The sequence below is a fragment of the Arenivirga flava genome (assembly GCF_030161575.1).
Lineage (GTDB): Bacteria > Actinomycetota > Actinomycetes > Actinomycetales > Microbacteriaceae > Arenivirga > Arenivirga flava.
The window spans coordinates 1-16,017 of the sequence record NZ_BSUL01000002.1 but is presented as its reverse complement, the minus strand read 5'-3'; the positions used below and the strand labels follow the sequence as shown (position 1 = coordinate 16,017).

The following is a 16,017-nucleotide window of genomic DNA, read 5'->3' as shown; positions in this document are numbered from 1 at the left end:
GGGGCTGCGCCGTGCATCCGCTCGTCCGCTCCGTGCCCGCTTTCGTGGTGCGGATGCGGCATCCCCTCGCGGACGAGCGCGGTTCGGCGCCGGCGGAGTTCGTGATGGTGAGCGCCCTGCTGCTCGCGCTGCTGCTGGCGGTGCTGCAGCTGGGAGTCGCGCTGCACGTGCGCAACACCGTGACCGACGCGGCCTCGGAGGGCGCGCTTCGCGGCGCTCGCCGACGGCTCCGCCGCCGCGGGCGTTGAGCGCACGCGCGAGCTGATCGGCACCGCGCTCGGCCCGTCCTACGCCGATGACGTGACGGCGGTCGAGGGCGAGCATCTCGGCGTGCCGTCCGTCGAGGTCACGGTGCGGGCCGCACTGCCGCTCTTCGGACTGCTCGGTGTCGAACGCGGTCTGGAGGTGCGCGGCCATGCGGCCCTCGAGACGCTGCCGTGACACGAGCTCGGCGGTCGGAGCGCGACTGCGCGACGATCGCGGCAGCGCCTCGCTCGAGTTCCTCGGTGCCGGCGTCGTGCTGCTCGTGCCGCTGATCTACCTCGTGCTCGCCGTGTCGCAGATCCAGGCCGGAGCGCTCGCCGTCGAGGGCGCGGCGCGGCAGGCCGCCCGGGTGCTCGTCGCGGCGCCCGACGTGGCCTCCGGGCGGGAATCGGCCGAGCTCGCGCTGGCGTTCGCGCTCGAGGATCACGGACTCGACGACGTCGACGCCTCGCTCGCGCTCCGCTGCGATCCGGAGCCCTGCCTCGGGCGCGGCAGCCTGGTGCACGTGACCGTCACGGCCGAGGTTCCGCTGCCGCTCGTGCCGCCCTTCGTCCAGTCCGCGCTGCCCGTCACCGTGCCGCTCGAGGCCGTCGCCAGCCAGCGCGTCTCGCGCTTCGCGGGAGCCGGGTCGTGAGGGCGGCCGAGCGGATGCGCATCCTCCGCCGCGATGACGGCTCCGTCCTGCCGCTGGTGCTGCTCGGGGCCTTGCTCGGCCTGACGCTGATCATCGTGGCGATGGGCGCCACCTCGCTCTACCTGGAGCGCAAGCGGCTGCTGAGCCTCGCCGACGGTGCCGCGCTCGCCGGAGCGGAGGCGTTCGACCTGGCCGGCGTCGGCCCGGGCGGCGACTGGCGCGCGCCGAACCTCGACTCCGGCGACGTGCTCGTCACCGTCGAGGACCACCTCGCTGTGGTGCCCCACCGGCTCGAGGGCCTCGAGCTCGTGCAGGCCGGCACGCCCGACGGCCGCAGCGCCCGCGTCGTGCTCGCCGCCGAGTGGCGACCGCCGGTCGTCGGGGTCGTGCTGCCGGAGGCGCTGCGCCTCGAGGTGACGACGACGGCGCGCTCGGTGCTCGTCGCGCCGTAGGGGCCTTCCGCGACGTCTGGTCTCGACGCCGCCTCAGCGAGCGGTCGCGGGCGACTCGCCGGCCGGGCCGCCGACGGTCGTGTCGACGCGGTCGCCGCCGAGCGCCTCGCCCTGGAAGGTGCGCACGATCCACTCGCCCTCGGGGGTGTCCTCGGCCACGACGACGCCGGTGTTGTGCATCGGGTTGCTCAGGATGTGCTCGCGCGGCACGTTGATGCCGCGGATCGAGGCCCACGCGCGGATCGCCGCGCCGTGGCTCACGAAGGCGACGGTGCCCCATCCGCTCTCCTGCGCCTCCGCGATGACGGCGTCGTAGCGTGCGACGAACTCGTGGCCGTCCTCGCCGCCCGGGATGCGCGCACCGAGGTCGCCCTGCGACCAGGAGTAGACGGCGGTCATGTAGGTCTCGACGCTGGGACGGTCGCTGTGCATCTCGAGGTCGCCCGAGGTGATCTCGCGGATGCCGGCACGCTGGATCGGCTCGAGGTCGAGGGTCGCGGAGAGGTGTGCCGCGGTGATGCTGGTGCGCACCATGTCCGACACGTAGATCGCGTCGATGCGCTCGTCGCGCAGCGCCCCCGGCAGCGCCGCCGCCTGCTCGAGGCCGAGCAGCGTGAGGCCGGGGCCGGGCAGCCGGGTGTCGAGCACCCCCTTCACGTTCGACGGTGTCTGTCCGTGGCGGATGAGGATGAGGCGCACGTCGCTCCCTGTCTGTTCGGTGCGCCCAGGCTAACCGCGCAAGGGCGTCATCCGTCCCCACGACGTAGATCGTTGGCACTCGCGGTCGGCGAGGCGCGGCCCGAGCGCCGGAAGTGGCAACGATCCCGGCGCGAGCGACCCGAGCGCCAGAAGCCGCGACGATTCCGAGGCGCGGAGTGGGCCAGGGGACACCAGTTGCTCCCCGCGGACTCGGGAAGCGCAGCTTCCGTCCCCTCGGCGGGCATCGTTGCCACTCGCGGTCGGCGAGGCGCGGCCCGAGCGCCGGAAGTGGCACCGATCGCGGCGTGCGGCGTGCGGCGTGCGGGGTGCTCAGTCCCGCGGCGTGCGGCGTGCGGGGTGCTCAGTCCCGCGGCGTGCGGCGTGCGGGGTGCTCAGTCCCGCGGCGTGCGGCCCGGCGCGTAGCGCGGCAGGTAGCGCAGGAACACCAGGCCGCCGATCACGCCGAGCACGCCCATCGCAGCGCTCGCCGCCGAGAGCGACACGAGCGCGGTCAGCCCCGAGATGATGAGCGGAGCGGATGCGGTGCCGCTGTCCGCGATGAAGCGCCACGCCCCGAGGAAGGGCGCCGGGTCGCGCGGGTCGGCCAGGTCGGCGCCGACCGTCATCATGATGCCGCTGCCGACGCCGTTGGCGAGCGCCAGGAAGACGGCGACGGCGCCGAACCACCAGGCGGCGGCGCCGACGTCGTGCGTGAGGGCCAGGACCAGGTGCCCGAGTCCCAGACCCGTCATGGCGGGCACCGCCGACCAGGCGCGGCCGAAGCGGTCCATGATCCATCCGCTCACGAAGAAGAGGCCGAAGTCGATGGCCGCCCCGAGGCCGATGATCAGCGCCGCGTCGCGCTCGCCGATGCCGAGGCTCACGGCCCACAGCGGCAGCAGGGTCATGCGGCTCGAGCGCAGCGCCCCCATGAGCAGCACGCCCCAGCCGAGCCGCAGCAGCACGTCGCGCCGCCGCCACAGCGTGCGGAAGGTGCCGGCGGATGCGGCGGGCGGGTCGTCGTCCGCCCCCGGTCCGCGCTCGGTCGGCTCGAGTGCGGTGCGCGAGCCGGCGCCCGCTCCGAGCTCGGGCGACTCCGCCCTCGGGCGCTCGGCCGCGTTCGCTCCGAGCCCGCCGGCTCCGCCCGCCGCGGTCCTATCGGCAGCGCCGCCCGGACCCCGCCGCGCAGCGGCCCCGGCACCGCCGAAGCCGCGCAGCCCGGTCTCCGGGTCGCGCAGCGCCGCGAGCAGCACCACGCAGGCCAGCGCCATGACGGCCTGCACCCAGAACACGTTCCGCGCGTCGCCGGTCAGCTCGATGATGAGCGCGCCGACGAACGGGCCGATGAAGAGCCCGAGCCGGAACGAGCCGCCGAGGGTCGACAGCGCCCGGGCGCGCACCCGCAGCGGCACCCGCTGGGTCATGAACGAGTGCCGGGCCAGCGCGAAGGCGGTGGTCGCGATGCCGAGCACGAGGATCGCCGCCGCGAGCACGGCCGGGGTCGGCGCCAGCAGGCAGCCGCCCATCGCCAGCAGCGCGAGCACGCAGCTGGCGATCATGGCCGGGCGCTCCCCGATGCGGCTGATCACCCATCCGCTCGGCAGGTCGCCGATCAGCGTGCCGATCATGAGCATGCCGGCGACGAGCCCGGCGATCGCGAGGCTGCCCCCGGCGTTCGCCACGATCTGCGGGATGACCGGCAGGATGGCGCCCTCGCCGGTGGCGAAGAGCACGGTCGGCAGGAACACCGGGATCGCCACGGAGCGCCAACGGAAGGGCTGCTCGGCGACGCTCATCACCGCCGAGCCTACGCCCGTCGGCGCGGGCCTCCGGGGCGGTAGGCTGGTCGGCACAATGCTGGACGACTTCAACGATCAGATCGCCGCTGCGCGGGCCACCTTCGCCGACATCAAGGCGGTGGTGGACACCGAGCGCCTCGAGCGCGAGATCGCTGAGCTCAGCGAGCAGGCGGGCGCCCCCGACCTCTGGGACGACACCGCGAACGCGCAGAAGGTGACCAGCGCGCTCAGCCACGCGCAGGCCGCACTCGGCCGCGTCACCGCGCTCGAGCGCCGGCTCGACGACCTCGAGGTGCTGGCCGAGCTGGCCCGCGAGATGGAGGACGACGACAGCGCCGCCGAGGCGGAGACCGAGCTGAAGTCGATCGAGAAGACCATCGCCGACCTCGAGGTGCAGACGCTGCTCGACGGCGAGTACGACAGCCGCGGCGCGGTCGTGACCATCCGCTCCGGTGCCGGCGGCGACGACGCCACCGACTTCGCCGAGATGCTCATGCGCATGTACCTGCGCTGGGCGGAGCGGCACAAGTACTCGGTCAAGGTGATGGATACCTCCTTCGCGGAGGGCGCCGGCATCAAGAGCGCGACCTTCGAGATCGACGCCCCCTACGTCTTCGGCACGCTCAGCGTCGAGGCGGGCACGCACCGCCTGGCGCGCATCAGCCCGTTCGGCGGCGCCGACAAGCGACAGACGAGCTTCGCCGCGGTCGAGGTCATCCCCGTCATGGAGGAGGCCCAGGCCGTGGAGGTGCCCGAGAACGACATCCGCGTCGACGTGTTCCGCTCGTCCGGCCCCGGCGGCCAGTCGGTCAACACGACCGACTCGGCGGTGCGCATCACGCACATCCCGACCGGCATCGTCGTGTCGATGCAGAACGAGAAGTCGCAGATCCAGAACCGCGCCGCCGCCATGCGCGTGCTGCAGACCCGCCTCATGCTGCTGCAGCGCGAGGAGGAGGCCGCAAAGAAGAAGGAGCTCGCAGGCACCATCACCGCGAGCTGGGGCGACCAGATGCGGTCGTACTTCCTCTACGGCCAGCAGCTGGTCAAGGACCTGCGCACCGGACACGAGGTCGGCAACCCCGCGATCGTGCTCGACGGCGACCTCGACGGCTTCATCGCCGCGGGCATCCGCTGGCGCAAGCAGCGCGCTGGAGCTGAAGGCTGACGCGAAGCGTCAGTGCGACGCCAGCGCCGATCGAGCTGTGCTCGATCGGTTCGATGACGAGCACCGGGCGCTCTGTTCATAAGGAACCCTCAGGGACCCGCCGCCCCCGCGCGGGTGTCGCTCCCGGGATCGCGGATGCGGCGACCTAGGCTCGTGCCGTCATGATTCGATTCGACCAGGTCACCAAGCAGTACGCGCGCACCGCCCGCCCTGCCCTCAACGCGGTCGACCTCGAGATCCTGCGGGGCGAATTCGTCTTCCTCGTCGGCGCATCGGGGTCGGGCAAGTCCAGCTTCCTGCGGCTGATCCTGCGCGAGGAGCGCCCCAACCGCGGGCAGATCCACGTGCTCGGTCAGGACCTCCAGAGCCTGCCGAGCCGCAAGGTGCCGTACTTCCGGCGCAACCTGGGCGTCGTGTTCCAGGACTTCCGCCTGCTGCCGAACAAGACCGTGGCCGAGAACGTCGCGTTCACGCTGCAGGTCATCGGCAAGAGCCGCGGCTTCATCCAGGAGGCCGTGCCCGACGTGCTGCAGATGGTCGGCCTCGGCAACAAGTCGGAGCGCCTGCCCCACGAGCTCTCCGGCGGCGAGCAGCAGCGCGTCGCCATCGCCCGCGCGATCGTCAACAAGCCGCAGCTGCTGCTGGCGGACGAGCCGACCGGCAACCTCGACCCCGCCACGAGCCAGGGCATCATGAACCTGCTCGAGCGCATCAACGCCAACGGCACGACGGTGGTCATGGCCACCCACGCCGCCGATCTGGTCGACCAGATGCAGCGCCGCGTCGTCGAGCTCAGCGCGGGTGACATCGTGCGCGACGAGCGCGGCGGCGGCTACCAGACGCAGGCCGTGCCGATCCAGGCGCCGGCGGACGCGGAGCCCGTCGCCCGGCGACGCGATCTGCGCGAGACCGGCGCGGTGACCATCCCGAGCACGCCGGTGACCGCGGCGACGGACCTGCCGTCCGCGCCCGAGTCGCTGCGCACCGGCCAGCAGCCCGCATCCGCTCCCGCCGCGACGGAACGGCCCGCCAGCGCCGCGCAGCCTGCGAGCGCCGCCCAGCCCGGCGACGACGACCGCGACCCGCGCGGCTTCGACAAGCCCATCCGCAGTACCCGGTTCGACAAGGGGGACCGCGCATGAGGTTCGCACTCGTCATGGGCGAGGTGGGCCAGGGCCTGCGTCGCAACCTGTCCATGGTCGTCTCGGTCGTGCTCGTCACGTTCATCTCGCTGACCTTCGTGGGCGCCTCGGCCCTGCTGCAGCTGCAGGTCAACGAGATGCGCCAGTTCTGGAGCGACCGCGCCCAGGTGGTCGTCTACATGTGCACGGAGTCCGCGGCCAACTGCGAGGGCGTGGCGGCCACGGATGCGCAGATCGAGGCGGTGCAGGCGGAGCTCGACTCCGACGTGCTGCAGCCCTTCGTCTCCTCCATGTCGTACGACACCCCGCAGGAGAGCTACGACCGCTTCGTGCAGCAGTTCTCGGGCACGCCGACCGCCGAGCTCGGCAGCGCCGAGAACTTCGGCGGCACCTTCTGGGTCAACCTGGTCGACCCGGCGCAGTTCGAGGTGCTCACCGAGTCGCTGGCCGGCCTGGCCGGCGTGGACGAGGTCGTCAACCAGCTCAGCTACCTGGCGCCGATCTTCGACGCCCTCAACGCCTCGAGCGTCGCGGCGATCGGCATCGCGGCCCTCATGCTCGTCGCGGCGGTGCTGCTGATCGCCACGACCATCCGTCTCTCCGCCTTCTCCCGGAGGCGCGAGCTCGGCATCATGCGCCTCGTCGGCGCCTCGAACGCGTTCATCAAGACGCCGTTCATCCTCGAGGGCATCGTGGCGGCGCTCATCGGCTCGGTGCTCGCCTGCGCCGCACTGGTGGCGCTCGTGCACTTCTTCGTGGGCGACTACCTGACGGCGCAGCTCACCGCCTTCAGCTTCATCGACCTCGACGAGGTGTGGCTCGTGCTGCCGCTCGTGATCGGCGTCGGGGTGCTGCTCTCGGCGCTCAGCGCCCAGTTCGCCATCAGCCGGTACCTGCGGGTCTGAGGCCCGTCCGCGCGGTAGGCTGTGAGGCTGCCCGCACGGTCCGGTGCGCGGCGATGGACGGATGAGGTGAGACGGTGCCCAGGGAGCAGGGAGAGCGCGTCGTCGCGACGAACCGCAAGGCGCGACACGACTACTCGATCGAGGACACCTACGAGGCGGGCCTCGTGCTCTCGGGCACCGAGGTGAAGTCGCTGCGCGAGGGCAAGGCCTCGCTGGTGGACGGCTACGCGTACATCGACCGCGAGGAGGCGTGGCTCGACAACGTGCACATCCCCGAGTGGGGATCGGGCTCGTGGACGAACCACGCGACCCGCCGCAAGCGCAAGCTGCTGCTGCACAAGGCGCAGATCATCAAGATCAGCCAGCGCATCCAGGGCGGCGGCTACACGCTCGTGCCGCTCAGGATCTACTTCAGCGACGGCAGGGCCAAGGTCGAGATCGCGATCGCGAAGGGCAAGCGCGAGTACGACAAGCGTCAGGCGCTGCGCGAGCAGCAGGACAACCGCGAGGCGCAGCGCGCCATGCGCTACCGCAACCTGGGGGAGTAGGGCTCAGGCCGCGCTCCGCCCAGCACATCGCCCCCTGCTTCTCCGCCCCTCCGCTGTCCTCACCAGCCTTTGGGGCGCTTTGGCGACGCTGGGGCATGCGGGCGCACGCCCCGTTGTCGCCGATGCGCCCCAACGGGAGGATGAGGCGGGTGCGACCCGGCCTCAGATCCCCGCGCCCAGGTCGAGCTCGACGGGTACGGCTGGACCGGTGCCGATCTGCCGTGCGGGCACGCCGACCAGCGTGCTGCCCGGCGCCGCGTCGCGGGTGACGACGGCGTTCGCGCCGACGCGGGTGTCCGCGCCGACCGTGACGGGGCCGATGACCTTGGCGCCGGCGCCGATGACGACGCGGTCGCCGATGGTGGGGTGGCGCTTGCCGGTGCGCAGCGTGCGCCCGCCGAGCGTGACGCCGTGGTAAATCAGCACGTCGTCGCCGACGACCGCGGTGGCGCCGATCACGACGCCCATGCCGTGGTCGATGACGACGCGGCGGCCGATGCGGGCGGCCGGATGGATCTCGACGCCGGTGAGCGAGCGGACGAGCTGTGAGAGCAGCCGGGCCGGCAGCCGCAGGCCCGCGCGCCAGAGGGTGTGGGACGCCCGGTGGGCCCAGAGCGCGTGCATGCCGGAGTAGGCGAGCACGATCTCCAGGCCCGACCGGGCGGCGGGGTCGCGGGCCTGGACGGCGCGCACGTCCTCGCGAAGCCTCATGCGACCAAGGCTATCGGGCCGTGAGGTCAGGCCAGGTCCTCGTAGAGCACCGTCGAGAGGTAGCGCTCGCCGTAGCTGGCGAGGATCACGACGATGGTCTTGCCGGCGTTCTCGGGTCGCTTCGCGAGCTCGAGCGCGGCGTGCACCGTGGCGCCCGACGAGATGCCGGCGAGGATGCCCTCCTCCGTGCCGAGGCGGCGGGCGGTGGCCACCGAGGTCGCGATGTCGACGTCGATGATCTCGTCGTAGACCTCGCGGTCGAGGATCGGCGGCACGAAGTTGGCGCCGATGCCCTGAATCTTGTGCGGGCCCGGGTTGCCGCCGTTGAGGATCGGCGACTCGGCGGGCTCGACGCCGACGACCTGCAGGCCCGGCTTCTGCTCCTTCAGGTAGCGGCCGGCGCCCGTGATGGTGCCGCCCGTGCCGATGCCGGAGACGAAGATGTCGACCTCGCCGTCCGTGTCCTGCCAGATCTCGGGGCCGGTGGTCGCGTGGTGGATGGCGGGGTTCGCCTCGTTCGCGAACTGGCTCGCCAGCACCGCGCCCTCGCGCTCGGCGGCGATCTGCTCGGCACGGGCGACGGCGCCCTTCATGCCCTCGCCGCCCGGGGTGAGCACGAGCTCGGCACCGTAGGCGCGCAGCAGCAGCTTGCGCTCGTTCGACATGGTCTCGGGCATCGCGAGCACGACCTCGTAGCCGCGCGCCGCGCCGACCGCGGCGAGCGCGATGCCGGTGTTGCCGCTGGTGCCCTCGACGATCGTGCCGCCGGGCTGCAGCGCACCGGACGCCTCGGCGGCGTCGACGATGGCGATGCCCAGGCGGTCCTTGACGCTGGCGGAGGGGTTGTAGAACTCGAGCTTGCCCAGCACGGTGGCGCCGACGCCCTCGGTGACGCGGTTCAGTCGCACGAGCGGGGTCTTGCCGAAGGCACCGGTGATGTCGGCGTGGATGTTGGCCATGGGTTGCAGACGCTCCCTTGTCGGTCGGACGGGTCGTTGCGAAGCCTAGTGAGAGCGGGTGAGCGGTGACCTCGCGTGACGGCTCGATGCATCCGCTTCGCTCTGAGCGGATGCGCGGGGCATGCGCCGCGGGCGGGATGCGGGTTACACTGAACGGCCCGCCGGAAACGGCGGACACCGCTCGCGAGGGCGGCTTGGCAACTCCACAGCGCATGACGACGGCCCGCAGGGGGATGATCGGTTTCGACATCGCCTGGATGCGCACGAGAAGCGGGCCGAGGACGCGGGGTTATCTCGTTAACGCCCTCCGCAAACCAATAGGTGCCAATGCTAAGCGCACCGACTTCGCCCTCGCCGCCTAAGGCCAGCGCGTAAGTCCGTCAGACCGGGTTCGCCTCCGCCCCGGTTCCTGGCGTCATCTAGGAGGCTCGCTGCGCGGCGACGCCTGAGCGTCGCGCGGGACTTGTACTCGGGCTGGGCCTGTCGATCCAGGGGCTCATGGCAAGGATCGGGGCCGAGTAGAACGCCTTCATGAGCTGCGCCCGGAGAAGACGTGCAAACTCAGCGATGGACGGGGGTTCAATTCCCCCATCTCCACCATAGGAGGCTTATTAGAAACACCGTCCGCTGAAGCGGCGGTGATCAAGTAAGTCCAAGTCGTCGTCATGCGCTGTGAGCTGTCGAGAAGGCCGTCCTCCTGGGCGGCCTTCTGCTTTGCGGGGACGTTCCGCGCGAATGCAGCGTTGTAAGCCGCCTTGATCGCCTCAGCCCCGAGCCCAGCGTCCGATGCTCGGTAGGCTGCCTCCGTCGCCAGCAACTGGCCGAGCGGCTCGTTGAGCTCGGCGCCCTCCACGACCTCATCGCTGATGTAGAGCCGGTGGAAGATCGCCTGGTTGAGCCGGCGCCGAACCTCGTCCTCCGCGACCACGTAGAGCTCCTGCGGGTTCTCGAGGAGACGAAGGTTGGCCTCGATGTAGCGCACGCCCATCTTGAGATCGGTCTCGACGCCACCAAGCTGTCCGGAGAGGCGCTCGCGCTCGAGCTTGATCTTGGACAGTCGCGCCCGGATGCGAGCCTGCGGAACCTCGGGATCGGCCGCGAGATCGAGGAGGTTCTCCTCCTGCACGTCGTAGGACTTGAGCTGCTCGCGGAGCTGTCGCTGGAGCAGGCGCTGAGCGTCGGACTGGTCGGCGATCGTGCCCGTCATGAGGTCGCGCATCGCAGCGATGAAGTCGGGGCCGAAGCGCTTCGTCTTGTAGAAGTCCTCGACCGCGTACTCAACGCGCAGCACGTTGTGGTGCGGCTGGTTGCAGTCGCGCTCTCGCCGGCCAGGGCAGAAGAAGTAGTAGTACTCGCCGCCATTGCGCCCAACCGCCCGCTGCAGGATGAGACGCTGCTCGACACCGAATCGGCGCCTGCATTCACCGCAGTAGACGGAGCCCTTGAGGTAATGGTGGTGCTCACGGCGACGCTCACCCGAACGACCTCGTGATTCGACGAGTGCCTGTACGGCATTGAACAGTTCTTCGTCAATCAGCGGCTCGTGGCGCCCGGCGAACTGCTCGCCCTTGTAGCTGACGATGCCGACGTAGTAACTGTCGGTGAGCATCTGGTGGATCTTGTTGACCGATACCGGGCCGGCGGGGCGACTTGCTGTCGGGCGCGTAGTGAGGCCGCGCTCCGTCAACTCGTCCACGATGTCATTGAGGGTGTAGTTGCCGGTGGCGTAAAGCTCGAACGCGAGCTTGACGAAGGGGGCCCGATCCGGGTCGAGACCGACCGTGCGGATTTGCCGGCCCTCGCTCGAGTCGATCACGTTGAGGTAGCCGAGCTTGGCCTTGCCGAGCGTTCCACCGCGCCTGGCCTTCTCGCCCATCTTGAAGGCGATGTCAGCTCCTGAAGCCTTGGACTGGTACTCATTGATCACGGCCAGCATGCCGGGGACTGCCCCGACTTTGGTTGACATCTGAGTTCTGAGGCCCGTGGGTCTCTGATGGAAGGATGTTCCCTGTGCCGAAGCCGTATCCGAAAGAGTTCCGTGACGATGTCGTGGCCGTCGCCCGACGCGGGCAAGCGCCGCTGGTCCAGATCGCGAAGGACTTCGGGATCTCCGAAGGCTCGTTGACGAACTGGATCAAGCGCGCCGACATCGAAGACGGCGTTCGTGCCGGTGCGAGCGACGCCGACCGTGCCGAACTGCGTGAAGCGAGGAAGCGGATCCGTTTGCTCGAGCAGGAGAACGAGGTGCTGCGGCGGGCGGCGGCGTATCTGTCGCAGGCAAACCTGCCGGGAAAATAGTCTTCCCGCTCGTCCGAGAGATGGCCGAGCCCGGCGCCCGCGTGCGGGTGCCGGTCGCGGTGGCGTTGCGGGTCCTCGGCCTCTCGAGGCAGGGGTATTACCAGTGGTTGGCGGAGCCGGTGTCCCAGCGGGACTGGGACGACGCGCATGTCATCGACGCGCTGCGCGTCGAGCACGACAAGGACGCGACGCTCGGGTACCGGTTCCTGACCGACGAGCTCGCCAGTGAGCACGACCTGGTCGTGGGCGAGAACCGGGTGGCGCGACTGTGTCGTATCGCGGGCATCCAGGCCTCACACCACCCCAAACGCAGCAAGGCCGGCAGCGCCGGGCCCGCCCCGCACGACGATCTCCTCGCGATCGTCGACGAGCACGGCGTCGTCCGGCACCGGTTCGTCGCGGCCGGGCCGAACACGGTCTGGTTGTGGGACATCTCCGAGCACCCGACCCGGGAGGGCAAGGTCTACATCTGCGCGATCAAGGACCTCTGGTCGAACAAGATCGTCGGCTACTCCATCGGCGACCGCATGCGCGGCGAACTCGTCCGCGCAGCCCTGCGCAACGCGATCGCGTTGCGCTCCCCGGTCGGCACGATCTGCCACTCCGACCGAGGCGGCCAATTTTGTGCCAAGAAGACCCACGAGCTCCTGCAACGTCACGGGCTCGTCGGGTCGATGGGCCGCTCCTACGGCGCTGGCGACAACGCGAGCATGGAGAGCTTCTTCGCGCTGCTGCAGAAGAACGTCCTCAACACGCGCCGGTGGGAAACCCGGCAGGACTTGCGCCTGGCGATGGTGTCCTGGATCGAGACGAAGTACAACCGGCGCCGCCGCCAACGCGGCCTCGGGAAACTCACCCCGGTCGAGTTTGAGATGATCTACACGGCCGCAAAGGCGGCCTGATTTCTACAACCCCCCGACTGTCAACCAAACTCGGGGCAATCCCATCTGTGGTTTGTCGGAGATTAGGACTGGGACTCGTAAGGCGCTCGAAACGTGCGGCGGCGCGACCTCATTGCTAGGGCGTGGACGGTCACCTCGACCGAGTTGGCAGCCCGCGCCGCTTCAGCAGCGCGCGGATCGTCTCGCGGTGCACCTCGAACTCGACGGCCAGCGCCCGGGCAGACTCGCCCGCTTGATGCCGCTCAACGAGCTCGTCGATCCGCGCCTTCGACAACCTTCCCGACCGCTCGAGGGTTTTATTCACAGCAGGTGTCTCGAGCCGCGGAAGCCGGATCTCGCCCCGAGAAGCCCGATCCAGCAGCTCGATCACTGCATTCGCGGCCCTCGCGTGGTTGGAGTAGTGTCCCAGCACTTCCACCGAAGAGACGGTCGGATGGACGGTTGATGAGACGGGTGTGAGCTCGGCTGATCAGCTGGTTCCGTGAAGACCGTCGTGGTCGTCGTCATGCGTTGTGCTGCTGTAGTCCTGCTGCCCTCCCCGAATGAGCCACGCTTGCGACCGTGCCTGACTAGGCTCGACGCGCTGCGCAGGCGGCGGGATATCGGGGGATCGACGTGCGATTGAAGCTGACGGTGCGTTCGGAGCGCGGCGACGACGACGTGGTGGTGTCGTGCGACGCGACGGCGACGGTCGGGGATCTCGCGTCGGCGCTGTTCCGGCAGACGGTGGAGCAGCGGCTGCGGCAGCCGGTGACGTTGTGGACGGATGGCGGCGGGCGTACCGCCCCACGCGTGCTGAGCCCGTTGTTGTCCGTGCACGAGGCCGGGATCGGCTCGGGTGCGTTGGTGTCGGTAACGAGCCCGGAGGGTCCGGACGACGCCTTCGTGACTGCGCGGGCGACGGTCGTGGTGGAGGAGCCGCGCCGTGAGCGGCGCACGGTTCCCTTGGGCGACGGGGTGGCTTTCATCGGCCGGGATTCGGCTGCGCAGATCCGGTTGAACGATCCGAAGGTGTCCCGCCGTCACGCGAGCCTGCAGCTCGACGTCATCGCTCGCGAAGCCGATAACCAGCGCGCTCTAGAGGACATCAAGGCGGTGATGGAGCGATGAGGGGCAGAGCACGAGCAACGGCGACCGTCGGCGCGCTCGTCATCGCGATGCTCTTGACGGGGTGCGGAACGGAGGACCCGGTGGCCCAGGATCTCGAATCGGCCAAGCGCGCTGCGCAACAGCAGCAGGAGGCGATCGTTGCCTTGCTGCCGCAGGAGCTGATCGCATCACTCGAGCAGCCCGACACCGGTGTGCTGATGGCGTGCGAGTCGGAGGGCAGCGCGCAATGGACTGGAAGGGCGACCGTCGTGCTGTCCGAGCTGCCGGATCTCGAAGCGACGTTGGCGAGCATCGCAGCGGCATTCGAGGAACGAGGCTTCGCTGCACGGTGGGACCAGACGATCTCCGGCGAGCCGCGGGTGCAGCTGCTCGGAGCCGATGGCGATTCGTATCTCGTGTCGCCTTGGGCGGAGGAAATGAGTATCGGTGTGGCCTCCGCCTCGCCGTGCTTCCCGCTCGCTGATGACGAGCACCCAGGTCTGGTCGTCTGAAATCGAATCCGGCTCGAAATGTCGGAGTGTGGAGATGCGGGCGTGTCCGTGACTGACTTCCTCCCGCCGGATCGCCCCGCGGTCAGCCTTCTCGTGACTTCGCGCTGCGGCAACGAAGCTGAGGGAGGCTGAGCCACGACGACGACGGTAGTGAAATGACCAAGCCCATGCGACAACAACGGCTGCTGATCGCGGCGCCTCTCGGGTCGATGTTGCTCGCCAGATGCGCGACAGCCGATGTGAAAGAGAGCCCGTGTTCACGATCGAAGTCGTCTGCCGCATCGAGTCTGCTCAGCGAATCGACGTTGCTCATCGGAGCCGTCCAGTTGGGTTCGGCTGCTGTCGAGGGCGTACTCGCTCAGACCACGAGCATCCATCAGGCTCGTGTTGGTGCGGTCGCCAACCTGCTCGCTGTCGAGAAGGCCGGAGTGCGGGGCGCGATCCTCGAGTTCACCGGGGTCGACGAGCAAGCCGGCGAGACGGGGCGTCGGCTGGGAGCGGCCATCGGACATGGTGGGCGTCATTGGGCGAGCCTCAGCAGACCGCGCTGGTCCTCGGGGCCGCCGGTGCCATCGGCGCCCTCGGAGGGATCCCACCCCTCGCCCGCGCAGCCGCGAACCGGGTTAACGCGACAAGAGCGCTGACGACGATCGACGAGGAAATCCGCAGCGCCGAGGAATCCAGGCCGAGCGGAGCGCTCCGTGAGGAGGTATTCGCTGATCATCTCGAGAAACTTCGCGATGAGCGCACCTACGTCGCTAAGGTCGCTGAGGGCAGCGTGCAGCTCTATCTCTGGGACCGCGACCGCGGGCACATCGTCGAAATGGTCGGTGACTTCACGAAGGAGTACCACCGCGTCATCACCTACACGCCGGGTACATTCACGAACATGCAGTCGTTCTACGACGGTTCCGTGCAAGAGGCAGCGAAGTGGTTCACCGGAGAGAACTCCGGGGCGGTCGGTTTCGTCTGGAAAGGTGCCGAGTTCCCGGGGCAAACTCGCGAGCTCGGCAAGCCCGTCGACACCTTCGTCGGGATCAACGAGGCCAACGCCCAGCAGCTCGCACTGGATACCGGCTCCGCGCTCGCTGCTTTCCAGGACGGGATCCGGGCCGATCCCCGCATTGACGGCAGCCAGAGCATCGCGATGGGGCACAGCTGGGGTCTCGCAGCGACGACGGGATCGGAGGTCGCCGGCGCGCACTATGACCAGGTGCACTCGCTGGCCGGCGCCTGGATGCCGCAGGGCTGGGACGCCGACGGCGACACCGGCTACCACCATTGGTCATACACCGACTTCCTATCGGTCGCGCAGGACTTCGGGCTCGTCGGTGAAGGGAACGTGCCTGATACGGATCCCGCTTTCACGAGCACGATCTACGAATCCGACGAGGACTCGACGATCTACATTCCGACGACGACAAATCCCTGGGCACCGACCCCGCCCGGCGAGATCCGGAGCGCGTCCGGCGCCGGACTGACGGAGAATCACACCCTGATCGCAACGCAGGAGGACAAGAACTTGGAGGCGCTCCTGGACATGCGCGCGAGGATGGACCGGTGATGTCGAGAATGCGCAAAGTCGCAGGTATGGCGGTGCTCGGTGCAGTGATGACGCTCACCGCGTGCGCCAGCGTGGAGGAGGAACCGGTGGTGGACGAGACGATCACGCTCGAGACAGCGAAGCAAACGACGATGCAGGTGGAGCGACAGATCGCTGAGCTGGTCCCCGATGTCTCCCCGGATGCAATCCAACAGCAGCAGGAAGGCGTTCTGCTGAGCTGTTCCGATGACGGAGTCAAGCGCTGGACCGGACGCACCACTGTGGCGGTCGATCCTGGTCGCTCCGACGGTCTGCTCGATGCGGTACAAGAGCACTTCGCGGCGCTCGAAGGTTTCGAATCGCTCCGCGAGACCTCGCAGGGCGGCATCGAT

General features: G+C 69.5%; 19 protein-coding genes, 1 other RNA gene and 1 pseudogene. 14 read left to right on the top strand and 7 right to left on the bottom strand.

Annotation, left to right across the window (positions count from 1 at the left end):
• The first annotated feature begins 11 nt into the window (after positions 1-11).
• From QQK26_RS16345 to QQK26_RS15800, 4 genes are read left to right on the top strand one after another with little or no spacing between them, the layout of a single operon-like run.
• Positions 12-248, top strand: a complete 237-nt coding sequence (locus QQK26_RS16345) for a TadE/TadG family type IV pilus assembly protein (protein WP_348519970.1) — start codon at positions 12-14, stop codon at positions 246-248.
• Positions 249-300: 52 nt separating this feature from the next.
• Positions 301-441, top strand: coding sequence for a hypothetical protein (locus tag QQK26_RS16340; RefSeq protein WP_348519971.1), 141 nt, complete (start codon positions 301-303; stop codon positions 439-441).
• On the top strand, positions 416-898 hold the full coding sequence (locus QQK26_RS15805) for a hypothetical protein (protein ID WP_284228873.1): 483 nt from the start codon (positions 416-418) through the stop codon (positions 896-898). The genes QQK26_RS16340 and QQK26_RS15805 overlap by 26 nt, the downstream gene beginning before the upstream one ends.
• Before the next feature lie 14 nt (positions 899-912).
• Positions 913-1,350, top strand: coding sequence for a pilus assembly protein TadG-related protein (locus QQK26_RS15800; protein WP_284228875.1), 438 nt, complete (start codon positions 913-915; stop codon positions 1,348-1,350).
• 33 nt (positions 1,351-1,383) lie between these two features.
• On the opposite strand, the gene QQK26_RS15795 is transcribed toward QQK26_RS15800, so the two are convergent.
• Positions 1,384-2,049, bottom strand: a complete 666-nt coding sequence (locus tag QQK26_RS15795; RefSeq protein ID WP_284228877.1) for a histidine phosphatase family protein — start codon at positions 2,047-2,049, stop codon at positions 1,384-1,386.
• 392 nt (positions 2,050-2,441) lie between these two features.
• Complete coding sequence (locus tag QQK26_RS15790; protein ID WP_284228879.1) at positions 2,442-3,845, bottom strand: MFS transporter; 1,404 nt, start codon at positions 3,843-3,845, stop codon at positions 2,442-2,444.
• A gap of 58 nt (positions 3,846-3,903) precedes the next feature.
• Between QQK26_RS15790 and prfB the strand changes: the two genes are divergently transcribed.
• The 4 genes from prfB to smpB all read left to right on the top strand — a co-directional run bounded on the left by prfB (position 3,904) and on the right by smpB (position 7,611).
• The gene (gene prfB, locus QQK26_RS15785) at positions 3,904-5,016 is read left to right on the top strand and encodes a peptide chain release factor 2 (protein WP_284228880.1); all 1,113 of its coding nucleotides are present in this window, start codon (positions 3,904-3,906) and stop codon (positions 5,014-5,016) included.
• A 161-nt stretch (positions 5,017-5,177) separates the two neighbouring features.
• The gene (gene ftsE, locus QQK26_RS15780) at positions 5,178-6,158 is read left to right on the top strand and encodes a cell division ATP-binding protein FtsE (RefSeq protein ID WP_284228882.1); all 981 of its coding nucleotides are present in this window, start codon (positions 5,178-5,180) and stop codon (positions 6,156-6,158) included.
• Positions 6,155-7,063, top strand: coding sequence for a permease-like cell division protein FtsX (gene ftsX, locus QQK26_RS15775; RefSeq protein WP_284228884.1), 909 nt, complete (start codon positions 6,155-6,157; stop codon positions 7,061-7,063). Before ftsE ends, ftsX begins: the two co-directional genes overlap by 4 nt.
• A gap of 74 nt (positions 7,064-7,137) precedes the next feature.
• Positions 7,138-7,611, top strand: a complete 474-nt coding sequence (gene smpB / locus QQK26_RS15770) for an SsrA-binding protein SmpB (RefSeq protein ID WP_284228886.1) — start codon at positions 7,138-7,140, stop codon at positions 7,609-7,611.
• Positions 7,612-7,773: 162 nt separating this feature from the next.
• On the opposite strand, the gene cysE is transcribed toward smpB, so the two are convergent.
• Together cysE and cysK are read right to left on the bottom strand one after the other, a co-directional pair.
• Positions 7,774-8,322 (bottom strand): serine O-acetyltransferase, encoded by a 549-nt coding sequence (gene cysE, locus QQK26_RS15765; protein WP_284228888.1) that lies wholly within the window; start codon positions 8,320-8,322, stop codon positions 7,774-7,776.
• A 26-nt stretch (positions 8,323-8,348) separates the two neighbouring features.
• Positions 8,349-9,281 (bottom strand): cysteine synthase A, encoded by a 933-nt coding sequence (gene cysK, locus QQK26_RS15760; RefSeq protein ID WP_284228890.1) that lies wholly within the window; start codon positions 9,279-9,281, stop codon positions 8,349-8,351.
• Between the two features lie 229 nt (positions 9,282-9,510).
• On the opposite strand from cysK, the gene ssrA reads away from it, so the two are divergent.
• Positions 9,511-9,881: a transfer-messenger RNA gene (gene ssrA, locus QQK26_RS15755) on the top strand.
• Positions 9,882-10,596: 715 nt separating this feature from the next.
• Here ssrA and QQK26_RS16555 read toward each other — a convergent pair.
• Positions 10,597-11,157: pseudogene (locus tag QQK26_RS16555) on the bottom strand (recombinase family protein); the annotation flags it as partial.
• A gap of 134 nt (positions 11,158-11,291) precedes the next feature.
• Here QQK26_RS16555 and QQK26_RS15740 point away from each other — a divergent pair.
• Positions 11,292-12,481, top strand: a protein-coding gene (locus QQK26_RS15740; RefSeq protein WP_284228901.1) for an IS3 family transposase whose coding sequence is annotated in 2 segments (ribosomal slippage) — positions 11,292-11,570 and positions 11,573-12,481 — 1,188 coding nt in all. Because the reading frame shifts where the segments join, the coding sequence is not laid out codon by codon here.
• Positions 12,482-12,611: 130 nt separating this feature from the next.
• On the opposite strand, the gene QQK26_RS15735 is transcribed toward QQK26_RS15740, so the two are convergent.
• Complete coding sequence (locus QQK26_RS15735) at positions 12,612-12,899, bottom strand: helix-turn-helix domain-containing protein (RefSeq protein WP_284228903.1); 288 nt, start codon at positions 12,897-12,899, stop codon at positions 12,612-12,614.
• Between the two features lie 197 nt (positions 12,900-13,096).
• On the opposite strand from QQK26_RS15735, the gene QQK26_RS15730 reads away from it, so the two are divergent.
• Positions 13,097-13,591 carry an FHA domain-containing protein gene (locus tag QQK26_RS15730; RefSeq protein ID WP_284228905.1) on the top strand — a complete coding sequence of 165 codons (495 nt, stop codon included), beginning with the start codon at positions 13,097-13,099 and terminating at the stop codon, positions 13,589-13,591.
• Between the two features lie 80 nt (positions 13,592-13,671).
• Positions 13,672-14,082 carry a hypothetical protein gene (locus tag QQK26_RS15725; protein WP_284228908.1) on the top strand — a complete coding sequence of 137 codons (411 nt, stop codon included), beginning with the start codon at positions 13,672-13,674 and terminating at the stop codon, positions 14,080-14,082.
• A gap of 257 nt (positions 14,083-14,339) precedes the next feature.
• Here QQK26_RS15725 and QQK26_RS15720 read toward each other — a convergent pair whose 3' ends face one another.
• Positions 14,340-14,606: a hypothetical protein gene (locus QQK26_RS15720; protein WP_284228910.1), complete on the bottom strand. Its 267-nt coding sequence runs from the start codon at positions 14,604-14,606 to the stop codon at positions 14,340-14,342.
• Between QQK26_RS15720 and QQK26_RS15715 the strand changes: the two genes are divergently transcribed.
• Together QQK26_RS15715 and QQK26_RS15710 are read left to right on the top strand one after the other, a co-directional pair.
• The gene (locus tag QQK26_RS15715) at positions 14,606-15,646 is read left to right on the top strand and encodes a hypothetical protein (RefSeq protein WP_284228912.1); all 1,041 of its coding nucleotides are present in this window, start codon (positions 14,606-14,608) and stop codon (positions 15,644-15,646) included. The two genes, QQK26_RS15720 and QQK26_RS15715, sit on opposite strands and share 1 nt — an antisense overlap.
• The coding region (locus QQK26_RS15710; RefSeq protein WP_284235433.1) for a hypothetical protein at positions 15,643-16,017 on the top strand (375 nt) is incomplete at its 3' end. The genes QQK26_RS15715 and QQK26_RS15710, both read left to right, overlap by 4 nt.

What these genes read in the sequence shown, in the direction of transcription:
- QQK26_RS15805 (WP_284228873.1), top strand. Translation starts at nt 416, where the DNA reads ATGCGGCCCTCGAGACGCTGCCGTGACACGAGCTCGGCGGTCGGAGCG.
- QQK26_RS15800 (WP_284228875.1), top strand. Translation starts at nt 913, where the DNA reads ATGCGCATCCTCCGCCGCGATGACGGCTCCGTCCTGCCGCTGGTGCTG.
- QQK26_RS15790 (WP_284228879.1), bottom strand. Translation starts at nt 3,845, where the DNA reads ATGAGCGTCGCCGAGCAGCCCTTCCGTTGGCGCTCCGTGGCGATCCCG.
- prfB (WP_284228880.1), top strand. Translation starts at nt 3,904, where the DNA reads ATGCTGGACGACTTCAACGATCAGATCGCCGCTGCGCGGGCCACCTTC.
- ftsE (WP_284228882.1), top strand. Translation starts at nt 5,178, where the DNA reads ATGATTCGATTCGACCAGGTCACCAAGCAGTACGCGCGCACCGCCCGC.
- ftsX (WP_284228884.1), top strand. Translation starts at nt 6,155, where the DNA reads ATGAGGTTCGCACTCGTCATGGGCGAGGTGGGCCAGGGCCTGCGTCGC.
- cysE (WP_284228888.1), bottom strand. Translation starts at nt 8,322, where the DNA reads ATGAGGCTTCGCGAGGACGTGCGCGCCGTCCAGGCCCGCGACCCCGCC.
- cysK (WP_284228890.1), bottom strand. Translation starts at nt 9,281, where the DNA reads ATGGCCAACATCCACGCCGACATCACCGGTGCCTTCGGCAAGACCCCG.
- QQK26_RS15720 (WP_284228910.1), bottom strand. Translation starts at nt 14,606, where the DNA reads ATGACGCCCACCATGTCCGATGGCCGCTCCCAGCCGACGCCCCGTCTC.